This window comes from Coprococcus sp. RTP21428st1_C9_RTP21428_210409, assembly GCF_040227395.1.
GTDB lineage: Bacteria > Bacillota > Clostridia > Lachnospirales > Lachnospiraceae > Coprococcus > Coprococcus aceti.
This window is the reverse complement of the sequence record NZ_JBEHVV010000003.1, coordinates 37,389-55,634: the sequence shown is the minus strand read 5'-3', so window position 1 is coordinate 55,634 and position 18,246 is coordinate 37,389. Positions and strand designations below refer to the sequence as shown.

At 46.6% G+C, this 18,246-nt stretch carries 12 protein-coding genes; all 12 read right to left on the bottom strand.

Annotated features, from left to right (window positions below; translation table 11 throughout):
* Positions 1 to 245: 245 nt before the first annotated feature.
* Positions 246 to 1,001, bottom strand: a complete 756-nt coding sequence (locus ABUA34_RS01320; RefSeq protein WP_015534754.1) for a metallophosphoesterase family protein — start codon at positions 999 to 1,001, stop codon at positions 246 to 248.
* A 131-nt stretch (positions 1,002 to 1,132) separates the two neighbouring features.
* Complete coding sequence (locus tag ABUA34_RS01315; protein ID WP_349818879.1) at positions 1,133 to 1,990, bottom strand: TrmH family RNA methyltransferase; 858 nt, start codon at positions 1,988 to 1,990, stop codon at positions 1,133 to 1,135.
* On the bottom strand, positions 1,987 to 3,267 hold the full coding sequence (locus ABUA34_RS01310; protein ID WP_015534752.1) for an O-acetylhomoserine aminocarboxypropyltransferase/cysteine synthase family protein: 1,281 nt from the start codon (positions 3,265 to 3,267) through the stop codon (positions 1,987 to 1,989). Before ABUA34_RS01310 ends, ABUA34_RS01315 begins: the two co-directional genes overlap by 4 nt.
* Positions 3,268 to 3,289: 22 nt before the next feature.
* A complete protein-coding gene (locus ABUA34_RS01305; protein ID WP_015534751.1) occupies positions 3,290 to 7,099 on the bottom strand; it encodes an EAL domain-containing protein in 3,810 nt (1,269 codons plus the stop codon).
* A gap of 107 nt (positions 7,100 to 7,206) precedes the next feature.
* Positions 7,207 to 7,374 (bottom strand): serine dehydratase beta chain, encoded by a 168-nt coding sequence (locus ABUA34_RS01300; protein ID WP_082431301.1) that lies wholly within the window; start codon positions 7,372 to 7,374, stop codon positions 7,207 to 7,209.
* A 134-nt stretch (positions 7,375 to 7,508) separates the two neighbouring features.
* A complete protein-coding gene (locus tag ABUA34_RS01295) occupies positions 7,509 to 9,833 on the bottom strand; it encodes an alpha-galactosidase (RefSeq protein ID WP_349822728.1) in 2,325 nt (774 codons plus the stop codon).
* Between the two features lie 386 nt (positions 9,834 to 10,219).
* Entirely contained in the window at positions 10,220 to 11,917 is a 1,698-nt protein-coding gene (locus tag ABUA34_RS01290; protein ID WP_349822727.1) for an alpha-glucosidase, read from the bottom strand.
* A 9-nt stretch (positions 11,918 to 11,926) separates the two neighbouring features.
* The gene (locus ABUA34_RS01285) at positions 11,927 to 12,763 is read right to left on the bottom strand and encodes a carbohydrate ABC transporter permease (protein ID WP_015534748.1); all 837 of its coding nucleotides are present in this window, start codon (positions 12,761 to 12,763) and stop codon (positions 11,927 to 11,929) included.
* Positions 12,763 to 13,659, bottom strand: a complete 897-nt coding sequence (locus tag ABUA34_RS01280) for a carbohydrate ABC transporter permease (RefSeq protein ID WP_044998090.1) — start codon at positions 13,657 to 13,659, stop codon at positions 12,763 to 12,765. Before ABUA34_RS01280 ends, ABUA34_RS01285 begins: the two co-directional genes overlap by 1 nt.
* A gap of 113 nt (positions 13,660 to 13,772) precedes the next feature.
* Positions 13,773 to 15,251 carry an ABC transporter substrate-binding protein gene (locus ABUA34_RS01275; RefSeq protein ID WP_349093252.1) on the bottom strand — a complete coding sequence of 493 codons (1,479 nt, stop codon included), beginning with the start codon at positions 15,249 to 15,251 and terminating at the stop codon, positions 13,773 to 13,775.
* A 280-nt stretch (positions 15,252 to 15,531) separates the two neighbouring features.
* A complete protein-coding gene (locus ABUA34_RS01270; protein ID WP_055223465.1) occupies positions 15,532 to 16,593 on the bottom strand; it encodes a LacI family DNA-binding transcriptional regulator in 1,062 nt (353 codons plus the stop codon).
* Positions 16,594 to 16,704: 111 nt separating this feature from the next.
* On the bottom strand, positions 16,705 to 18,195 hold the full coding sequence (locus tag ABUA34_RS01265) for an AAA family ATPase (protein ID WP_349822726.1): 1,491 nt from the start codon (positions 18,193 to 18,195) through the stop codon (positions 16,705 to 16,707).
* Positions 18,196 to 18,246 lie beyond the last annotated feature (51 nt).

The following is an 18,246-nucleotide window of genomic DNA, read 5'->3' as shown; positions in this document are numbered from 1 at the left end:
TTATAAAAAACTATAAATATTTATATAGGAAAATTCTTTATCCATGCTCACACCCTAATTTAACAGTTTCTTCACAATTTTTCAATTCCATTTGCGATTTAAAATCGACAAAAATCCTCGTTGATTTTTCGCTTAACTATACAATTTGTATAAACCACTTTATTTTCTTAATCCAATTTCTTCCATAATAAAAAAGCGGGATATGATATTTCATATCCCGCCGTGTCAATCTCTTCTTTATTCTATTATACATACATCTCCGAGCCGTTGCCCAGGCAGTATATTCCAAGCTGTCCGCCCTTGCCGCACCCGCAGTCGATGGCAACGTTGTTGTTCTTCTTAACGATCTTGCCCTCACCGCCGAGCTCTGTGGTTGGCACATGTCCAACGACGAGTGTTCTGTTCTTGTAATATGTCTTGTCCAGATCTGCTGGCTCTGTGATGAAGTCCTCTGTGTCGTACTCATCCAGTTCCTTCTTCGGATCGAAGTTTCTTATTCCGGCGTGAACCAGCACAAATTTCTTTCTCGCCATCATCACTTCGAGGAACGCTTCCTCAGAAATCTCATCTATATACTCTATGACATCCTCACGCTCTTCATCGTCAAGCTGCAGGAACTCCTCCACCGCACCTGAGAGCTCTTCTCCAAGCATGGATGTTATCTTGTCTACCAGCATCTGTGGTGGCACCTCACCTGTGGACTGGATATGGTCATTCAGTGCCTTGAGTGCCTGTGTGATCTTGTACTCGTTCTCACCGACAACTGCGATGACATTATCTCTGCTCATCATATCCTGAAGTATCTTCATGGATCCGCCGCCTGCTCCGATTATATTGCCAAGGACATACAGGACATCCTCGCCCTCAAGGGTGCTGATGACAGCCTCCTCGTTCATGATGTCCTCTTCCTTTATATCGTCAAGGTTCTGAAACTTGAGTTTCTTGAGTGCTCTCTTGTATGCCTCATAATCCCCGTTAATTCCTGAAATAGCATAAAACATGTCTATCATCCTCCTAAGTCTTTTCCTTCTGCCGACTGTGAGCCTGTCCGTTCACATCCTGACTATTATAACATATTTTCCATATCCTGTAGATATGTATGCGTATTTTTTGAGGGATGTTTTTCGACGTTTTACAAGCGCCTGCCAAGCTCCCAGAATGCCACGGCACTGGCTGCAGCCACATTCAGGCTGTCCACTCCGTGATACATTGGTATCTTCACTGTGTAGTCGCTGGAATCTATTGTCTCTGTCTTGAGGCCTTCTCCCTCGGTTCCCAGTATTACTGCAAGTCTGTCGATCTGCTTCAGCTCCGGGTCGTGTATGTCTATCGTGTCATTTCTTAGCGCCATGGATGCCGTCCTGAAGCCCATACTGTGAAGTTGTTCCATCCCAAACTCCGGCCATATGCCATGATCTGCTTTATTGTGTGCAAGACCCAGGGTGTCAAATGTAATATATGTCCACGGTATCTGGAACACCGTTCCCATGCTGACCCTTGCCGCCCTCCTGTAGAACGGGTCACTGCAGCCCGGCGTGAGCAGTACAGCATCCATCCCGAGTGCCGCCGCACTTCTAAATATCGCTCCCACATTTGTCGGGTTCATCACTTCCTCAAGCACCGCTATTCTGGCGGCATGTTCACACACGCTCTCAACAGACGGCAGCTCTGCCCTCCTCATGGCGCACAGCATCCCCCTTGTCAGGGCAAATCCCGTGAGCTTCGTGAGGACATCAAATGGTGCTGTGTATATCGGTATATCTCCGCACCGCTTTATTATATCCGCGCACTGTCCTTCCACGTGCCTGTCTTCCAATAGAATGGACACTGGCTCGTAACCCGCATCCAGTGCCCTCTCTATGACCTTTGGACTCTCAGCTATGAACAGCCCGGAAGCCGGTTCATATATGTGCGCCAGTTGATTCTCTGACATGCGCGCATATATATCAAGCTCGGGTGCCGAAAGGTCGGTTATATTTATTATTCTCATATCTGTACCTTATCCAGTGCATTTTCAAGATCTGCTATTATGTCTTTTACATTCTCAATGCCCACCGACAGTCTCACAAGATCAGGACTTACTCCTGCCGCCAGAAGCTCCTCGTCATTCATCTGTCTGTGTGTAGCTGATGCAGGATGAAGAACGCATGTATGTGCATCCGCCACATGTGTTGCTATCATCGCAACCTTGAGTTCCTTCATGAAGGCCTCCGCAGCAGCTCTTCCTCCCTTGACGCCAAATGACACAACTCCACATGTGCCGTCCGGCATATACTTCTTAGCACGCTCGTAATACTTGCTGCTCTCAAGTCCAGGATAATTTACCCAGGCTATCTTATCGTGTGCCTCGAGGAACTTCGCAACCGCCAGTGCGTTCTCACAGTGACGTGGCATACGCACGTGAAGCGACTCCAGTCCAAGATTGAGCATGTACGAATTCATAGGTGCAGGTATCGGGCCGAGATCTCTCATAAGCTGTGCCACGATCTTGTTGATATATGCGCCGCCCTGGCCGAACTTCTCTGCGTATACCACTCCGTGATATGACTCATCAGGTGTGGTGAGTCCTGGGAACTTGTCTGCGTGTGCCATCCAGTCGAATTTGCCTGAATCCACGATCGCCCCACCCACGGTTGCATCATGTCCGTCCATGTACTTCGTGGTGGAGTGTGTGACTATGTCTGCGCCCCACTCTATAGGTCTGCAGTTGATCGGTGTGGCAAATGTGTTGTCCACGATGAGTGGTACTCCGTGTGCATGTGCCGCATTTGCAAATCTCTCTATATCGAATACTATGAGTGCCGGATTGGCTATGGTCTCGCCAAACACGGCCTTGGTGTTTGGTCTGAACGCTGCCTCAAGTTCCTCGTCCGAGCAGTCAGGATCCACAAATGTGAATTCCACACCCATTCTCTTCATGGTCACAGCAAAAAGGTTGAAGCTTCCTCCGTATATGGTGGATGATGCCACAACGTGATCTCCCACTCCGGCAATGTTGAATACCGAGAAGAATGTTGCTGCCTGTCCTGACGATGTGAGCACTGCTGCCGATCCCCCCTCCAGGGCACATATCTTGGCTGCCACATAGTCATTTGTCGGATTTGCAAGTCTGGTGTAGAAATAGCCGCTCTCCTCAAGGTCAAACAGCTTACCCATATCCTCGCTCGTGTCGTACTTGAACGTTGTGCTCTGTACGATCGGTATCATTCTTGACTCCCCATTCTTAGGCTGGTATCCAGCCTGTATACACATAGTCTCTCTTTCCATTATTCCTTTATACTCCTTTGAATTAATATCGCTCTACTACCTTGCGCTCTATATTCTCATTGTTCAGAACGAACATGTATCTTCCATTCACCAGACGTATGTCCTGCTCTGCCGCGGATATATCTATGTTCAGTGAATTCCTGACAACCACATTCAGATCTGCATTATTGCTGGACAGCATGCCTGTGCCGTCTCTGCTTCCAAGTGCGAAGCACGCCTCGCCCTGAACCGCCAGCCTTGAGTTGGCGTCCGTCATGCGTATGTCTGCTATTCCATGGTCAGATCCCATGGCTATACACGAATTGCCCTTAAGGTTCATGTCCACATGTGCTCTGCTTATATCTACGCTGCATCCATCTCCGTCCAGGGTTCCGACCGCCACGTATCTGTTGCCCGATCCTCTGAGCGATATGGATGTGTTCTTTATCGCGATATCTGCATGCTGGCTCACCGAGCCGATGGCGACTCCATTTGCAGCCTCATAGGTTATGTCTATGTCCGCCTGCAGGAGATTCAGATTCACCGGGGTGCTTATGCTTCCAATAGCAACTCCGTTCTCGCCGTTGATATACAGGTCGTATCGTCCCTTCTCTATACGTATATCTCCTCCGAGTCCGGCGCCTATTGCCACTCCGTTCACACCGTTTGTTTCTATATTAATGGCGCCCTCCTGCTTGAACTTCATGACTCCATGCTTTGAATTAATGTCATTGCCTATTCCGTAATAGCTGTTACCGTTGACGCGGATCATTATATCCCCATCTCCGATAAATGTCACTCTGGACGACTCCGGTATCTTTATTCCGCCATTCCTACAGAAATTCTTACCCTCAAGCATGATGTGCAGATCCGTATTCTCACCGCAGTCTATACAAGGCTTGTCACGGTCGCCCGAGAAGCTTACATTCTGCAGCACTATGGTTCCGGTGAAACCATCCTTTATCTTGAGTGTCATATCTGACTTGAAGCCCTGTGCGCCGACTATGCGAACATTGTTGTCGCCACCGGCTCTCTGTGCCACAACTATCTTCCTGATTCCCCGGGATGTGAGCTTCAGAAGTGATGCACTTCTCTCATGCTCCATGACAAATATGCTGCTGTTCTCAGCCACCTCTTCCTGTTGGTTGTACTGAACTATCTCATTCACAACCTGTGGGGATATGAGCTGTACCACCTCCGCGTTCGGATGGGCGGTATAGTATCCCTGAATGAGATCCGCACCGAGCTGGATGACGGTCTTCATCTCCTTCGTGGTCTCAACGCCCTCTGCCAGCGCCTTGATGTCGTTGGTCGAGGTGAATTCTATTATATCCTTGACGAAATGCTGTCTGTGTGGGTCTGCATCGATCCCTGTCAGAAGCATTCTGTCTATCTTCACATACTCAGGCATATACCTGAGAAGATTGTTTACATTTGAATAGCCTGAGCCGTAGTCGTCTATGGCGATCTCCATGCCATTTCCTCTGAGGAATGCCTTGAGATCATTCAGTTCCGCATCCGACAGCTCTGCTCCCTCGGTAAATTCTATGACGATGCCTGCACACTGGAGCGTCTTCACCTTTGAAATGAATTCATTTCTGTCCTGTGCGTTGAGCATATGCCCCGGCATGCTGTTGATAAATACCTTCTTGCCCCTGAACATCTCAGGATTCGATGCCACGATCTCCACGATGTTGAACAGTGTGAGTTTTTCCACATCGTACAGTCTGTTCAGTCTCTCTGCACTCTCCAGAAGCTCAGGGGGTGACATTCTCATAGGAACCAGTATCCTCATAAGTGCCTCGTATGCAAATATGCTTCCGTCACGGGCACTTACTATAGGCTGGAAATGATATGTAAGCATGTTGTTGTCCAGTATCATAGCTACTATCTCATCTCTCTCCAGATCCCTGTTCGTTATCGTCGCTTTGTTGCGTCCCTTGGCATTGTTCTGTTCTTTTATGCGGTTCTTCTGGTTGACCGCATCGTTGATGAGGGTCTCCAGCTCGGCAGATGACTTGACCAGAGCCTTCTTACATCCGTAATATATACCGAGCTCGTAATCGTCCTTTCCGCCACTGTTTGCCGCCTCAAGCTTCTTCTTGAGTTCCTCGGCTATATATTCTCCCCTTGAGATATCGCCACTCTTTGCCACTGTGGCTATGACGAACTCGTCATTTCCCATCCTCATGGATATCTCGTATGGGGTAAGTATCTCATTTATCGACTGGGCAACATAGCTCAGGACTCTGTCACCCTCTGTTCTTCCGTAATTGCTGTTTATCTGGCGTGTATTCTTCAGATCCACCGCCAACACAAGTATCTCGGACTTCTCTTCAGCGGCCTGGACTATCATGTCATTTGCCCTGCCCATGAAGCCTCTGAAGTTGTACATTCCGGTGAGACCATCTCTTATCTGATCCGCCTCAAGCTTGTTTAGAAGTACATTGAGTCCCTGATGTCTTGCAAATGACTCCATGTCCCTGGCAACCGTCTTGATCCAGGATCTGTATACATCTTCGTACACCCTCGGCTCTGCACCGTAGTTCACCACTGCATAGCCAAAGCTTCTGTCCTGGAAGAACAATGGTGTAAATATGAACGCTGTAGGATAATCCCTGTCCTCGTACAGCTCCGGCAACAGCTTCGCAGACTCGAATACGTCGTCGTAGCGTATGTGTCTCTCTTCTTTTTCATCCGGGCCACACTTTATCAGTCTGTATACATGATCTGTGTAACCGTGGCGAAGTGCCTCATCGCCGGTCATGACCTCCGGATTTCTCCAGTAGTCGTTCAGGCACAGATGGAAGCTCTCAAATGGTCTTATCTGGTACACGTATTCCGACACGGTGTCGAAGAATGACTCCACGCTCGTCTGCGCCACAAGGTCATCCGCCATGTTGTTGAAGCAAGAGTAGAAGCCGGTCTCTGAGAGGTCTGTCTCCCATTTGTCTCTTCTGATCCTGACTGTCTCTCGTTCCCAGCCCTCACAGCCACAGGTTCCACCTATGTACAGCTCCACGTTGGACTTGAATTCCGGTACGTCATGTCCGTTAAGCTTTGCATCTATATATTTCATACAGTAGTGCCCGCAGTCATCCGCCGGTATGTCCGCAGATGTGATCGGAACAGGACTGTTTCTTCCGTCTTCTATGGAGTCATAGCCCACCACGGCTATGTCCTCGGGAACTCTTATTCCATATCTGTCAAATGCGGTGCACACTCCGATGGCCATACAGTCATTTGCACATACGATGGCATCCGGCAGATGCTCCTTATCCTTCACAAGCTCGTCCACCATGTAGTCGCCGCTGTCGTACCAGTATGTTCCATAATATATCATGTCGTCCGTAACCGGCAGGTTGTGCGCCTTCATGCTGTCTATGTAACCGGCGAGTCGCTGCTTGGAGTGTATGTGCTCTTTGAGTCCGCCCAGGAAATATATATTCTTGTGTCCGTGAACCTCTATAAGGTGATCCACGAGTTTTACTATAGGGGTATAATGATCCATCATGACCGTTGGGAATATGTTATTCTCTTTGTCGACTACCACTACCACACCATTTGCAAATTCTGACTGCAGGCGCTTCTCCAGCTTTTCTACGACTCCCGGAGTCTGTATGGTGTCCTGACACAATACCACAGCATCAAAAAGGTTAAAATTAATAAGGTTGTAGATGTTTGAATCGCCAACCTCCCTGTCTGTTGAATCCTGGTACTTCAAAAACATGGAAAATATGCAGACATCGTAATTCATATCATATGCCTGCTTCAGAAATCCCTGCATGAAGCGATTCTGTGTACTCTCTTCAACCTGTGCTGTTATAACGCATATTCTCTTCCTGTTGCTCATCTGATCATCCCCAACTGCATTTTCAAAACATTCTTTATGCAATTATATCATGTTTGCAGGCTAAAAAAACCTTATTTATGCAATTTGACAAATGCCATAGTTTCTGTCTACATTTTTAGTCTATTTTTCACCTCAAGCGCCATCTGCTCGTCTGCTATGTCCAGGGCATCCGGAATCCTTGTATCATCCGGCAGCATTCCCAGAAGTCCTGCCACTATGGCCTTTCTGGTACCATGCCCTTTGCCGGTCGTCAGAAATAACCCATACAGGCACATCTTAACTACCTTATTTCAATTATAGACCACGAGTGCGGTTATTTGGAATTTATTATCTTAGTTTTTTGACTCGGATATACTGTCTTTTTTCTTTTTCTGCCCGAAAAAGCAGGAAAATTTTTTCGCAAACCCGCTTACTCTTCCTTGAGCACATAGAGTCTGGAATCATAGTCTCCGCAAGGCATATCCTCTCCGACTATCTCTCCCGCCGATGTGTCGCTAGTGATGAGTCCGAGGTTCATCAGCTCATCGCCATAGCATGATGGGCCTGCGATGACATTGACTGCAGAATCCTCTCCTTTGTCTCCTGACACTTTCTCATATATCAGCTTTCCATCCGGTGTCTTGCTCACTGTGAGCGCCTGTCCCCCGAACACATTGCAGCTATATATCGCATCAGGATCAAGGCCGTGGAGCTTCATTCTGGTGAAGCATTTGTTCGGTGTGTAGAGTGTTCTGAACCACGCAACGATGGCGGTCTTCTTATCGTCTGATACGACCATCCAGCCGCACTCCTCATCGTCAAATGGACTTGCAAGCCTGTAGAATGTTCCGTACTGGATCACCTCACGGTATGCCTTCATGAACTTGACCTGCTTCTTGACCTCCTCTATCTCCTCGGCTGTGAGCTTGTTCAGATCCAGCTCATATCCAAATGTTCCAAAATATGCAGCATTTGCACGGGTCTTAAGCGGAGTCTCACGTCTTGTCTGATGATTTGGCACAACCGAAACGTGGCTTCCCATACTGCTGATCGGGTAACACATGGATGTTCCATACTGGATCTTGACTCTCTCTATGGCATCCGTGTCATCACTTGTCCAGCCCTGTGGCGCATAGTAGAGAATGCCCGGATCAAAACGTCCGCCGCCGCTGGCACATGATTCAAAGAGTACATGTGGAAATGTGCTTGTGAGTCTCTCATACAAATCGTACACACCAAGTATGTATCTGTGGAACACCTCGCCCTGTCTATCAGCCGGAAGAGCCGCACTATAGCACTCGGTGATACTTCTGTTCATATCCCACTTCACATATGACACCTTTGCCGTGCTCAGTATCTTTGCCATCATCTCATATATTCTGTCAACGACCTCTTTCCTGGAAAAATCCAGAACGTACTGGAATCTTCCGTGTGAGTCATGTCTGCCCGGAACTGAAAGTATCCAGTCTGGGTGCTCTCTGTAGAGGTCTGAATCTTTATTTGTCATCTCAGGTTCGAACCAGAGTCCGAACTTCAAGCCTACCTTCTCTATATCATCTGCTATTCCTGTGATTCCCTCTGGGAGTCTGTCAGGATTTGCCACCCAGTCTCCAAGACCTGCATGGTCTGTAGTTCTTGCTCCAAACCAGCCATCGTCAAGGACGAACAGCTCAACTCCACATTCCTTTGCCTTCTGGGCGATGGCTATGAGCTTCTCTCTGGTGAAATCAAAATATGTAGCCTCCCAGTTGTTGATGAGGATCGGCCTCGGCTTATCTCTCCACTCGCCTCTTGCAAGTCTCTTCTGATACAGCTTGTGGAAGGTCTGGCTCATCTTGTTGAGTCCCTGATCTGAGTATACGATGACTGCCTCAGGAGTCTGGAAATGCTCACCTGCATCGAGCTTCCAGTCAAATGTATCCGGATTTATTCCGGCAAGAATGCGGGCTGTATTTCTCGTGTCAACCTCTGCCTGTATCTTAAAATTGCCGCTGTATACAAGGCTTATTCCAATCGCCTCTCCCTGGTTCTCGTCCGTTGTCTCTCTCTTCAATGCGATGAACGGATTGTGCTCATGGGATGAATGGCCACGATTACTGCCTATCGACTGTACGCCCTGCTCGAGATCCCTTGTTATTATGTTGCGCTCCCTTGCCCATGCGCCTGAGAGCTGCATCCACTGATAATCAGGATCAGGGAGATCCAGGCACATACTGTAAGCAGTGGTGAGATGTACCGCCTCTGTGCCTTCATTTACATACTCCACACTCTTTGCTATGACTGGTCTGTCGCTCCATATCGTATAGAGCATTCTCGCCTTTATGCCTGTGAGTGAATCCTTCAATGTGACGATCAATGTCGCTGCCTCGTCATCATTCTCCGTGTATGTTGCCGGCAATGCCTCAAGCTTTGGCTTGCCCTCATTTACCTCATGTGATACATATACAAAATCTGATATTCTGCTGCCATTTGACTGAAGTACCTCAACCATCGGTGCTCTGTAGTCTGTGGTTCCGTACACAGGAAGCTCCTGCTTCACTGACTCAAGTGAGAACAGTCTGTCATCGTCATATACATACTGAAACATAGGTCTCTGGACAAGCTCCAACAGATGTGAGAAATCCTCTCTGTCCCTTATCGCCTTACCATAGTACAGATTTCCCAGATGTCCATTGGGGAGCACTGTCATGATGTAGCTTATCTCGCCATTTGTAAGGTGAAATGTCTTTGTTTCTTCGTGAAAAATAATACCCATAAGTGTGACTCCTTTTCTCCATTTATTTGTCTGAGCAGACAACCTCCGTTACGCCTGTGCACTGCGCACCCTCTGCTCTAAAATCTCATGTCTGACTGTTTTTAATACAGTTATTTTAATATCTGGGAATTAGATTTTATATGGAAAAAAGTTGACCAAATATGGTACCGATAATGGTTAAGTTGGGTGATTATTCTGAACTGTGAATACGCTCTGAACATTAAGACATATCTTGCATTTAATGATCCATTCACTTTGTCTATAGATTTGAGCAAAGTATCCCAAAAGTATACAGACAATGAAAAAAGCCTGAATACTGATACCAGACCAACTGTAATTTTCAATCAGTCTCCACCAATATTCAGGCTTTTTTTGCCAGCTCCGGCCTACACCGCGTACACCACAGTCTCATAAGGTCTGAGCGTACCATCGTAATCCGCATAATTACCCATAAGCACATCCGCAGTCTCAGGAATTGCATAGCCCACATCCTCACCGGTCATGTTGACAACAACATATACCGATCTGTCTGTGCTTTCTGCATTTGCTCCCGTTCCACATGCACACTCAATCTGAACCGGCTTGCGCCTGTACACTATGATTCCTGCATTATCCGTCTCCACATCCTCCAGGTCTCCGTAGATGAGAGTCTGTGTGTACTCCGAGTGATTTCTGAGCTGTATCATCGCCTTATAAAAGTTAAGCACAGAATCCTTATCAGCACTCTCAAGCTCCACTGTCTGGAGGTCACACTGATTGTTGCATGCCAGCCATGGCTCATGTGCTGAGAATCCGAAGTTCTTATCGCTGTTCCACTGCATCGGAAGTCTTGACTGATCTCGACTTCTGATATTTACGGATTCCATCGCCTCTGCCTCACTGTGTCCGGCTTCAAGGCATCTCGCATACTGTCCCTTGGAATTGATATCGTCCAGCTCATCTATGTTATCAAAATGAGTGTTTATCATGCCAAGTTCCTGTCCCTGATATACAAACGGCGTACCCTTCAGGAAGAAGAACAACGCACCCAGCGCCTTTGCCATCTGTGTTCTGTATTCAGGAATATCACCGGCTGGGAAGTACTTGCCTATACTTCTAGGCTGATCGTGGTTTTCCAGGTAGTTTGCTGCCCATCCGATCTTTTTCACAAGTCTCTGATTGGTGAACAGCTTGTCCTTGAATTCCTCTATCGTCCAGTCTCTCTGGTGCAGCCAGAGATCGCCCGGATTGATATCTATATCTGTGTAACTAAAGTCAAATATCATGGAGAAATGTCCATCTCTCCCAATGTATCTGTCCAAATCCTCATTTGGAACTCCAGGAGTCTCTGCGACAGTCACAAAGTCTCCTCTGCCATATGTGTTGATTTTTAACTCGTGAAGAAACTCATCTATTCCCGGCCTGTTGAGACAGCATTTTCCAACATCGCATCTGCCGTCCTCGCCGTCTGACGGCATAGGCGGGAATGAGAGGTCTTTCTTGATAAATGTGATGGCATCCATTCGGAATCCTGAAACTCCCTTGTCAAGCCACCAATTCATCATGTCGTAGAGCTCTTGTCTCATCTCCTCACATTCCCAGTTGAGATCCGGCTGTTCCTTCGCAAATGAATGGAAATACCAGCTGCCATCCTCAATCTGTGTCCATGTGCTTCCACCGAAGTTGGATCTGAGATCTGCAAGTCCATCTATGTTGTCCTTAAATATATAGTAATTTCTGTATTTGCTGTGTCTGTCCCGGCACGCCTCCTGAAACCATCTGTGCTGGTCTGATGTGTGATTAATGACCATGTCCATGATGATCTTGATGCCATTTTCATTTGCGCATCTTATAAGTTCATCCGCATCCTCTATGGTTCCAAACTCAGGATTCACATCGTAGTAATCCGATATGTCATATCCATTGTCCTTCATAGGCGACTTGAAGAATGGACATATCCACACAGCGGTCACGCCAAGATTTTTGAGGTACGGCAATTTCTCAGTTATTCCCTTCAGATCTCCTATTCCATCTCCGTTGCTGTCATAGAAGCTTCTAGGGTATATCTGGTAAAATACCGCCTCTTTCCACCATTTTCTGTCCATATTTTATGTTTATCCTTTCACAGCTCCGGCTGAAATTCCCTCGATGATATTCTTCTGAAGTATGATGAATATGATCACGATAGGGATGATGCAGAGAAGTACCGCAGGGAAGATTAGCTCCCATGGATTTCCATACTGTCCTGACAGACTCTTTGCATAATATAAGCTCAGCGTGAGCGTCTTTTTGTCGTTATTTCCTATTACGAGGAATGGAAGAAGGTAATCGTTCCATATCCACACTGCATTTGTGATGACAACTGTCATGGTCGTAGGCTTTAAGAGGGGCATGACCACATATCTGTATATCTGGAATATATTTGCTCCATCGAGCATAGCTGCCTCCTCAAGTGACAGCGGGATACTCTTGATGAATCCTCTGTACAGCAGAACCGACATACTGATTCCAAAGCCTCCGTACATGAGGATCAGCCCCGGTGTGTTTTTGAGTCCCAGCTTGTCCATCAGCGATACCAATGGGTACATAACTGACTGGAAAGGTATGAGCATGGCTGCTGTGTATGCGATGAAGAGTATATTTGCCACCTTGGAATCTGTTCTGGCAATTGCCCATGCGGCAAATGAAGATATGACCACGATAAGTGCCACTGCCGCAACTGTTATGAGTACTGTCTGAAGCAGGCTGCTGCCGAGATTTATCTGCTCAGCTGCATTCTTCAGATAGTCCAGATTCCATGATTTCGGGAGAGCTATTGGAGATGCTACTATCTCCTGCTGTCCCTTGAATGAGTTGACGATCAGGAACCATATCGGGAATATGGTCACGATTGCCAATACAGCGAGTATAACCACTATGAGTGCTCTTTTGATCTTGCCTTTTACTCCCATTATGATTCAATCTCCTTTCTCTTAGTGATCATTACCTGAGCTATAGATATAACTGCAATGATAACGAAGAATATAACTGCCTGTGCCTGCGCCTCTCCGTATGCCGGAGGAGAGCTCTCTCTTACTGTTTTCAGTATCATGTAGGATATCATGGTCGTTCCGAAATTGCCCTCTGTCAGTGAAACATTGAGGTCAAGCATCTTGAAGCTGTTTGCCAGTGACATGAAGAGCACTATCGTAAATGAAGGCATGAGAAGCGGAAGTGTGATCTTCCTGAAGCTTGTCCAGCCCGTAGCCCCATCTATTCTGGCAGCCTCATAAATATCCTCTGAAATATTGTTGAGTCCGTTGAGGTAGATTATCAGGTAATAACCTGCAACCTGCCATACACCAACGATCGCATATGCCAGAAGTGCTTTCCACTGATTCTGAAGCATGTTGTTGAGCACCTCTACGTGTACCACACCGTCTGTTCCGAACAGCGTCTGTGAAAATACATTTTCAAATATGAAACGCCATACATAACCCATTGCGAGCATTCCAAGTACATATGGAAGGAACAGTACCGTTCTGAAAAGTCCCTTGCCCTTGGTAAGCTTCTTGATCATGAGTGCCAGAAGAAGACTGACAACATTCTGTGCTATTACTGCGAGTACAGCATATATGGCCGTGTATCCAAGTGACTGAAGGAAATCCTTCGACTTGAATATGCTTGTATAATTCTTAAGTCCCACCAGTGCATTCCACCAGTGCTCCCCACCTACGAAGTAGGAACCTCTCCACTCGGTGAAGGAATAGATCACACCCTCTATAAAAGGAACTATGATAACCAGCAGAAACAACACTATAGAAGGCAGAACCATAAACCAGAATTTTCTCTTGTAAAATCTTTTCATAGTTTTTCCTTTCCTACATTGAACACCAGCCATACAAAATTTGCCTTCGGCAAATGGCTGGCGCTACATGTCAGGTTTTCATAGAAAACCTGACACATCCCATTTAGCACCGATTACTCTTTGATGCTGTCCTTCCACTTTGTCAGTGCATCTTCCACACCTGTTCTTATAGTGTTCTCATCCCACTGATCAGGATTTGTAAACAACTGCTCCTGAATAGTTGCACCGATGGTGTTGAGTCCCCATGACTCAGGGAAAGCATCGAAGTCATTGCCCATCACAAGGTCATTGCTCATATAGTATACAAGTGAATTGCTGAGCGGATTCTCAAGCTTCTCGCTCTCGTCTGCGTTGAATGGGACAAATGCGAATTTGTTTGTGATGTAATCTTTTCCTGTATCTGATGTGTAGAGCCATACAAGGAAGTCCTCAGCGGCTTTCTGCTCCTCTTCTGAATCCTTCTTGTTGATAACGTAATACTGTGAAACGAACTCAGGGATTGAGCTGTTCATCTTGTCAACTGTAACGCCCTCAGCTGAGATGTCACTCTGCTCAAGGTTGACCTTCATTGGGAGCATCGTAAGTCTTGATGCCTTGTCTGCATCCACGCCTGCGATGGTTCCGTATACCCAGTTACCCTGCTTGATGAACATTGCCTTACCCTCGGCAAATGTCTGAACTGCCTGATCATATCCTGTCACTGTTGAGTTAATGTACTCTGATCCACGCTCTACCTTGCCGCTTGGTCCTGCTGTGTAGCTTGAAAGCATATCAAGCTCCTGAACCATCTTTACAAGTGGCTCCTCAAGCTTATCAACATCTTCCTTTGTAGCTGCTGCCGTTGCATTGTAATTAGAGAACACTGCATTCAGTGCGTAGTTTGTATAGTGGTTTGCATATGTCCACTTCTCAGCACCTGCGATTGCAAATACTCCGTTCATGTTCTCTGTTGTAGCTGTCTTGTCCTTTGCCGTGGTGTATGCATTGCCTGAAAGTGTAACCTTCTCACCACCCTTGCCGTTTATGTAATCATCGATTGCCTTGATCATGCCTGTGAACTCTTCATAATTGGCACTTCTGTAATCAGCGACAAATGCGTCTGCGCTGTCAAGTCCAAATACATCACATATCATCTGCGTATCTGCGATAAGTCCGTAACCCTCTACGTTGTAAGGGATTCCGCAGCTTGCTCCGCTCTCATCTGCGAGCTGCATGCTCTCTGGAATTGAATCGTAGATTGACTTTAACTCCTCATTCTTTACTGATGTTGATGGAAGTACAAATCCGCCCTCGTTCCACTCTGTGAACTGTGCCTGATTTATCGCGTACAGTGTAGGATAGTTCTTGGAATTCATCTCAGATCTGAGTGTCTCCATGGTCTCCTGTGTACCACATGTGTAAACCTTAACCTTAACTCCTGTCTCTGTCTCATAATCCTTGCACAGATCCTGGATGCTGTCTGCAATCTCAGACTTTGTGTTGTAAATATACAGATCGTAATCCTTCTTTGCTGAACCACATCCTGTCATGGATGCAAGTCCCAGCATCATAGCTGCTGAAAGTGCACATGCTACTAATTTCTTTGCTCTCATAACCTTTTCTCCTTTTCTTGCTTTGAATTTTCCCTCTTGTTAATTCTCGCTATCATTCATATTGTTCCGATAAAACACATTTCATAAGCGCTTAAATGAAACATGTTTCATTTGCATTAAGATTATCATATGAAACATGTTTCGTCAATAGGGGATTTATAGATTTTTGTATTTTGTGCTCTTAGTAAGTTTTTTATGTTTTGTACCCGCATAAAAAAGAAGTTCATGATTTTTGAGTGGCACCTCATTTTCTCTTCATGAACTTCTTTTCGTAATCATACTATAAAGTTGTATCGCCTTTTTCTACGCTCACCGGAAGTAGTATAAGATTTCCGTCTATATGTGTGTTTCTCTCTTTTGCGCTGTCGATCTGATCTGCGGTTGCACTTTCACCCTGTCCTTCGGCATCATCTTCCTCCTCCGGTCCGTCGATCATCTCCATAAGCTGGCGTACTGCCTCCTGGGCGATCTCCTTGTACGGCTGATGTATCGATGTGAGCCTTGTCGTGCTGGCGTTGGTTATGTACGTTCCGTCGTATGCCACGATCGCCAGGTCATCAGGAATCTTTTTGCCTATGGCAAGTGCCGCCTTAAGGAATGCTATCGCCGGCATGTCTGCGGCAAATATTCCGTCCACGTCAGGATACTCCTCCAGTATGCATTTTGCCATCTCAAAATATCCATGAAAATCAAAGTCGTTCCACTGTATTGGAACTCGTCTGGATTTTATCCCATTCTCGGCAAGGACTCTATCTAGTTCCTCATGGCACTCAAATGACATGATATTCTTATCTACCTTGATTCCTGATATGTGGATGACATATTTGCATCCACTGTTTATAAATTCCTGGGCAGCAAGCTGTCCGCCCATCTTGTGATCCGACACTACGACAGGAAATTTGCTGCCAACCTTATAATCCAGCATGACCATCGGCTTATCTATCTTCTGGTATTCCTTCGCCGTACATGCCGACGTTCCGCATATGATCCCATCCACGATGTTGGACTTTAACAGCTTGAAACACTCCTTCTCCCTCTGCTTGTCATCGGATGTTGAAAAAAGCATAAACTTGTATTTCTTCTCATAAAGTATCTTTTCTATCTCCGATGCCAGTGATGAGAACCATGGGTGCTGGATATTTGGAACCAACATCGCAATGGAGTTTGATCTGCCCTTGAACATGCCTCGCGCAAGCTCATTTGGAACATAATCCAGTTTCTTCATCGCATCTTCTATCTTCTTCTGAGTCTCAGGTTCAACATTTGCCGTGCCGTTGATAAGTCTCGACACCGTGCAGATGGCGACCCCCGCCTCCTTCGCAACGTCTCTTATACTTGCCATATATAAATATACTCTCCTTATGAATTTCAGACTGTAGTCCATGAAACTTGTTTCATAAGAAGAGTATACCATAATACTTTCCGTAATGTAAATTGTGTAATATGACGATAATCAGCTCAAAAGCTCCTCTATCATAGCTCCGTCAAATGTCACGCTCTGAACGTGATTTACCTCGATCTGGTAAAGCGCATGTGCAACTATGTGCTCTGCAGCCTGCTCTATATCTCTGATTCCGGTCACGCCGTCGCACTTCTTGATGACAGCATCCACGCCGTCTGGAAGGATGATGCACTCGCTCTTGTCAAGTCCGATGCGCTTGAGCACCTTCGGCAGAACAAATTTGTTGAATATCTCCTTCTTCTCATCCGGGGTGTAATCCGGTATGTCTATAACAGCAAATCTCGACATGATCGGCTTGCTGATGTTCTCCTTGTCATTTGCCGTCGCTATAGGATACACGCCATTTGTCGGGATCATGCACTCCATGTAGTTGTCGGTGAATCCCAGGTTGTCCAGCAGTGTCAGCAGTACATCCGCAGGATTGCCGTTGCCCTTGCCGGAATTTGCCTTGTCCAGCTCGTTGATGATGAATACGAGGTTAGATTCTCCAGCCTGTGAAAATGCCTCCATGATGATTCCCGGCTTGGCATTGGAATATACTCTTGAACTTCCTGTAAGCTGTTCCGGATCGTTGATGGAACTCATGTCAAGGGTCGTCCATGGAAGTCTGAGTATTCTCGCAACCGCATAGGCTATCTGTGACTTTCCTGTTCCGGCAGGTCCGCAGAGCAGAAGTCCATATGCAGGAAGTGTATGTGTACGGTTGATCTGGATGATTGTCTCGATGATCCTCTGCTTTACCTTCTCCATTCCGTAGAGTTCCTCGTCCAGTATCCTTCTAGCCTCTTCCGGATCTATCGCCTCAAAGTAATTGCTCTTCCATCTGATGTTCATCGCCATGGAAAGTGCTCTCTGGGCGTGGCGTCTCTCCTCCGGTGATACCTCGCTGGATCTCGCAACCGCAAGATTTCTTCTGGCCCACAGCCTTATATTGTCAGGAAGTGTTCTTCCGGCGCAGTGCATGAAGTCAATGATGCTCTGCATGCTCGTGAGCTTCATGTCATCGCCCAGTGCCTCTTCCTCTTCTTCCTCCTCGGATTTCTCCTCTTCTGAAGGGGCGTCGCTGGCAAGAAGTCTCTCTATCATAAACTGCAGGAATCCATCATTTGCCGAGAGCTTTGATCCGCCGCCGAACTCGGTCTCCCTTATCTTGTATACCGCATAACCCTCCGGTCTGTTCTCTCCCGACAGACGGACGTTGATGTGATTCTCGCCGAGCCATTTGAGAAGGCTTACAAATCTCGCATCTATCTTCAATATGTCTGCGGACTGGACTCCGTCTACCTCGTCAAATTCAAATGCTGTTCTCTTGATCGGATTGGTGAACTTTCCGCTGGAGTGGTGAGCCCACTTCCTGGTCGTGTTCTCAAGGATCATGATCGGCTTCTCCGCTGTCGCTGCAGACTCCGACGACCGGAATGTCTCGTATGTAACTATGTTCTTATTCTTATTGTCGCTTCCACTGAAATCAAATACTGGCATGTTTTCCTCCCTAATATAATGATGCTTTATTGCAAGTTTAATCATACCTTG

Coding starts and splice junctions, on each gene's coding strand:
- ABUA34_RS01320 (WP_015534754.1), bottom strand. CDS start 1,001: ATGTTTTATGCTATTTCAGGAATTAACGGGGATTATGAGGCATACAAG.
- ABUA34_RS01315 (WP_349818879.1), bottom strand. CDS start 1,990: ATGAGAATAATAAATATAACCGACCTTTCGGCACCCGAGCTTGATATA.
- ABUA34_RS01310 (WP_015534752.1), bottom strand. CDS start 3,267: ATGGAAAGAGAGACTATGTGTATACAGGCTGGATACCAGCCTAAGAAT.
- ABUA34_RS01305 (WP_015534751.1), bottom strand. CDS start 7,099: ATGAGCAACAGGAAGAGAATATGCGTTATAACAGCACAGGTTGAAGAG.
- ABUA34_RS01300 (WP_082431301.1), bottom strand. CDS start 7,374: ATGTGCCTGTATGGGTTATTTCTGACGACCGGCAAAGGGCATGGTACC.
- ABUA34_RS01295 (WP_349822728.1), bottom strand. CDS start 9,833: ATGGGTATTATTTTTCACGAAGAAACAAAGACATTTCACCTTACAAAT.
- ABUA34_RS01290 (WP_349822727.1), bottom strand. CDS start 11,917: ATGGACAGAAAATGGTGGAAAGAGGCGGTATTTTACCAGATATACCCT.
- ABUA34_RS01285 (WP_015534748.1), bottom strand. CDS start 12,763: ATGGGAGTAAAAGGCAAGATCAAAAGAGCACTCATAGTGGTTATACTC.
- ABUA34_RS01280 (WP_044998090.1), bottom strand. CDS start 13,659: ATGAAAAGATTTTACAAGAGAAAATTCTGGTTTATGGTTCTGCCTTCT.
- ABUA34_RS01275 (WP_349093252.1), bottom strand. CDS start 15,251: ATGAGAGCAAAGAAATTAGTAGCATGTGCACTTTCAGCAGCTATGATG.
- ABUA34_RS01270 (WP_055223465.1), bottom strand. CDS start 16,593: ATGGCAAGTATAAGAGACGTTGCGAAGGAGGCGGGGGTCGCCATCTGC.
- ABUA34_RS01265 (WP_349822726.1), bottom strand. CDS start 18,195: ATGCCAGTATTTGATTTCAGTGGAAGCGACAATAAGAATAAGAACATA.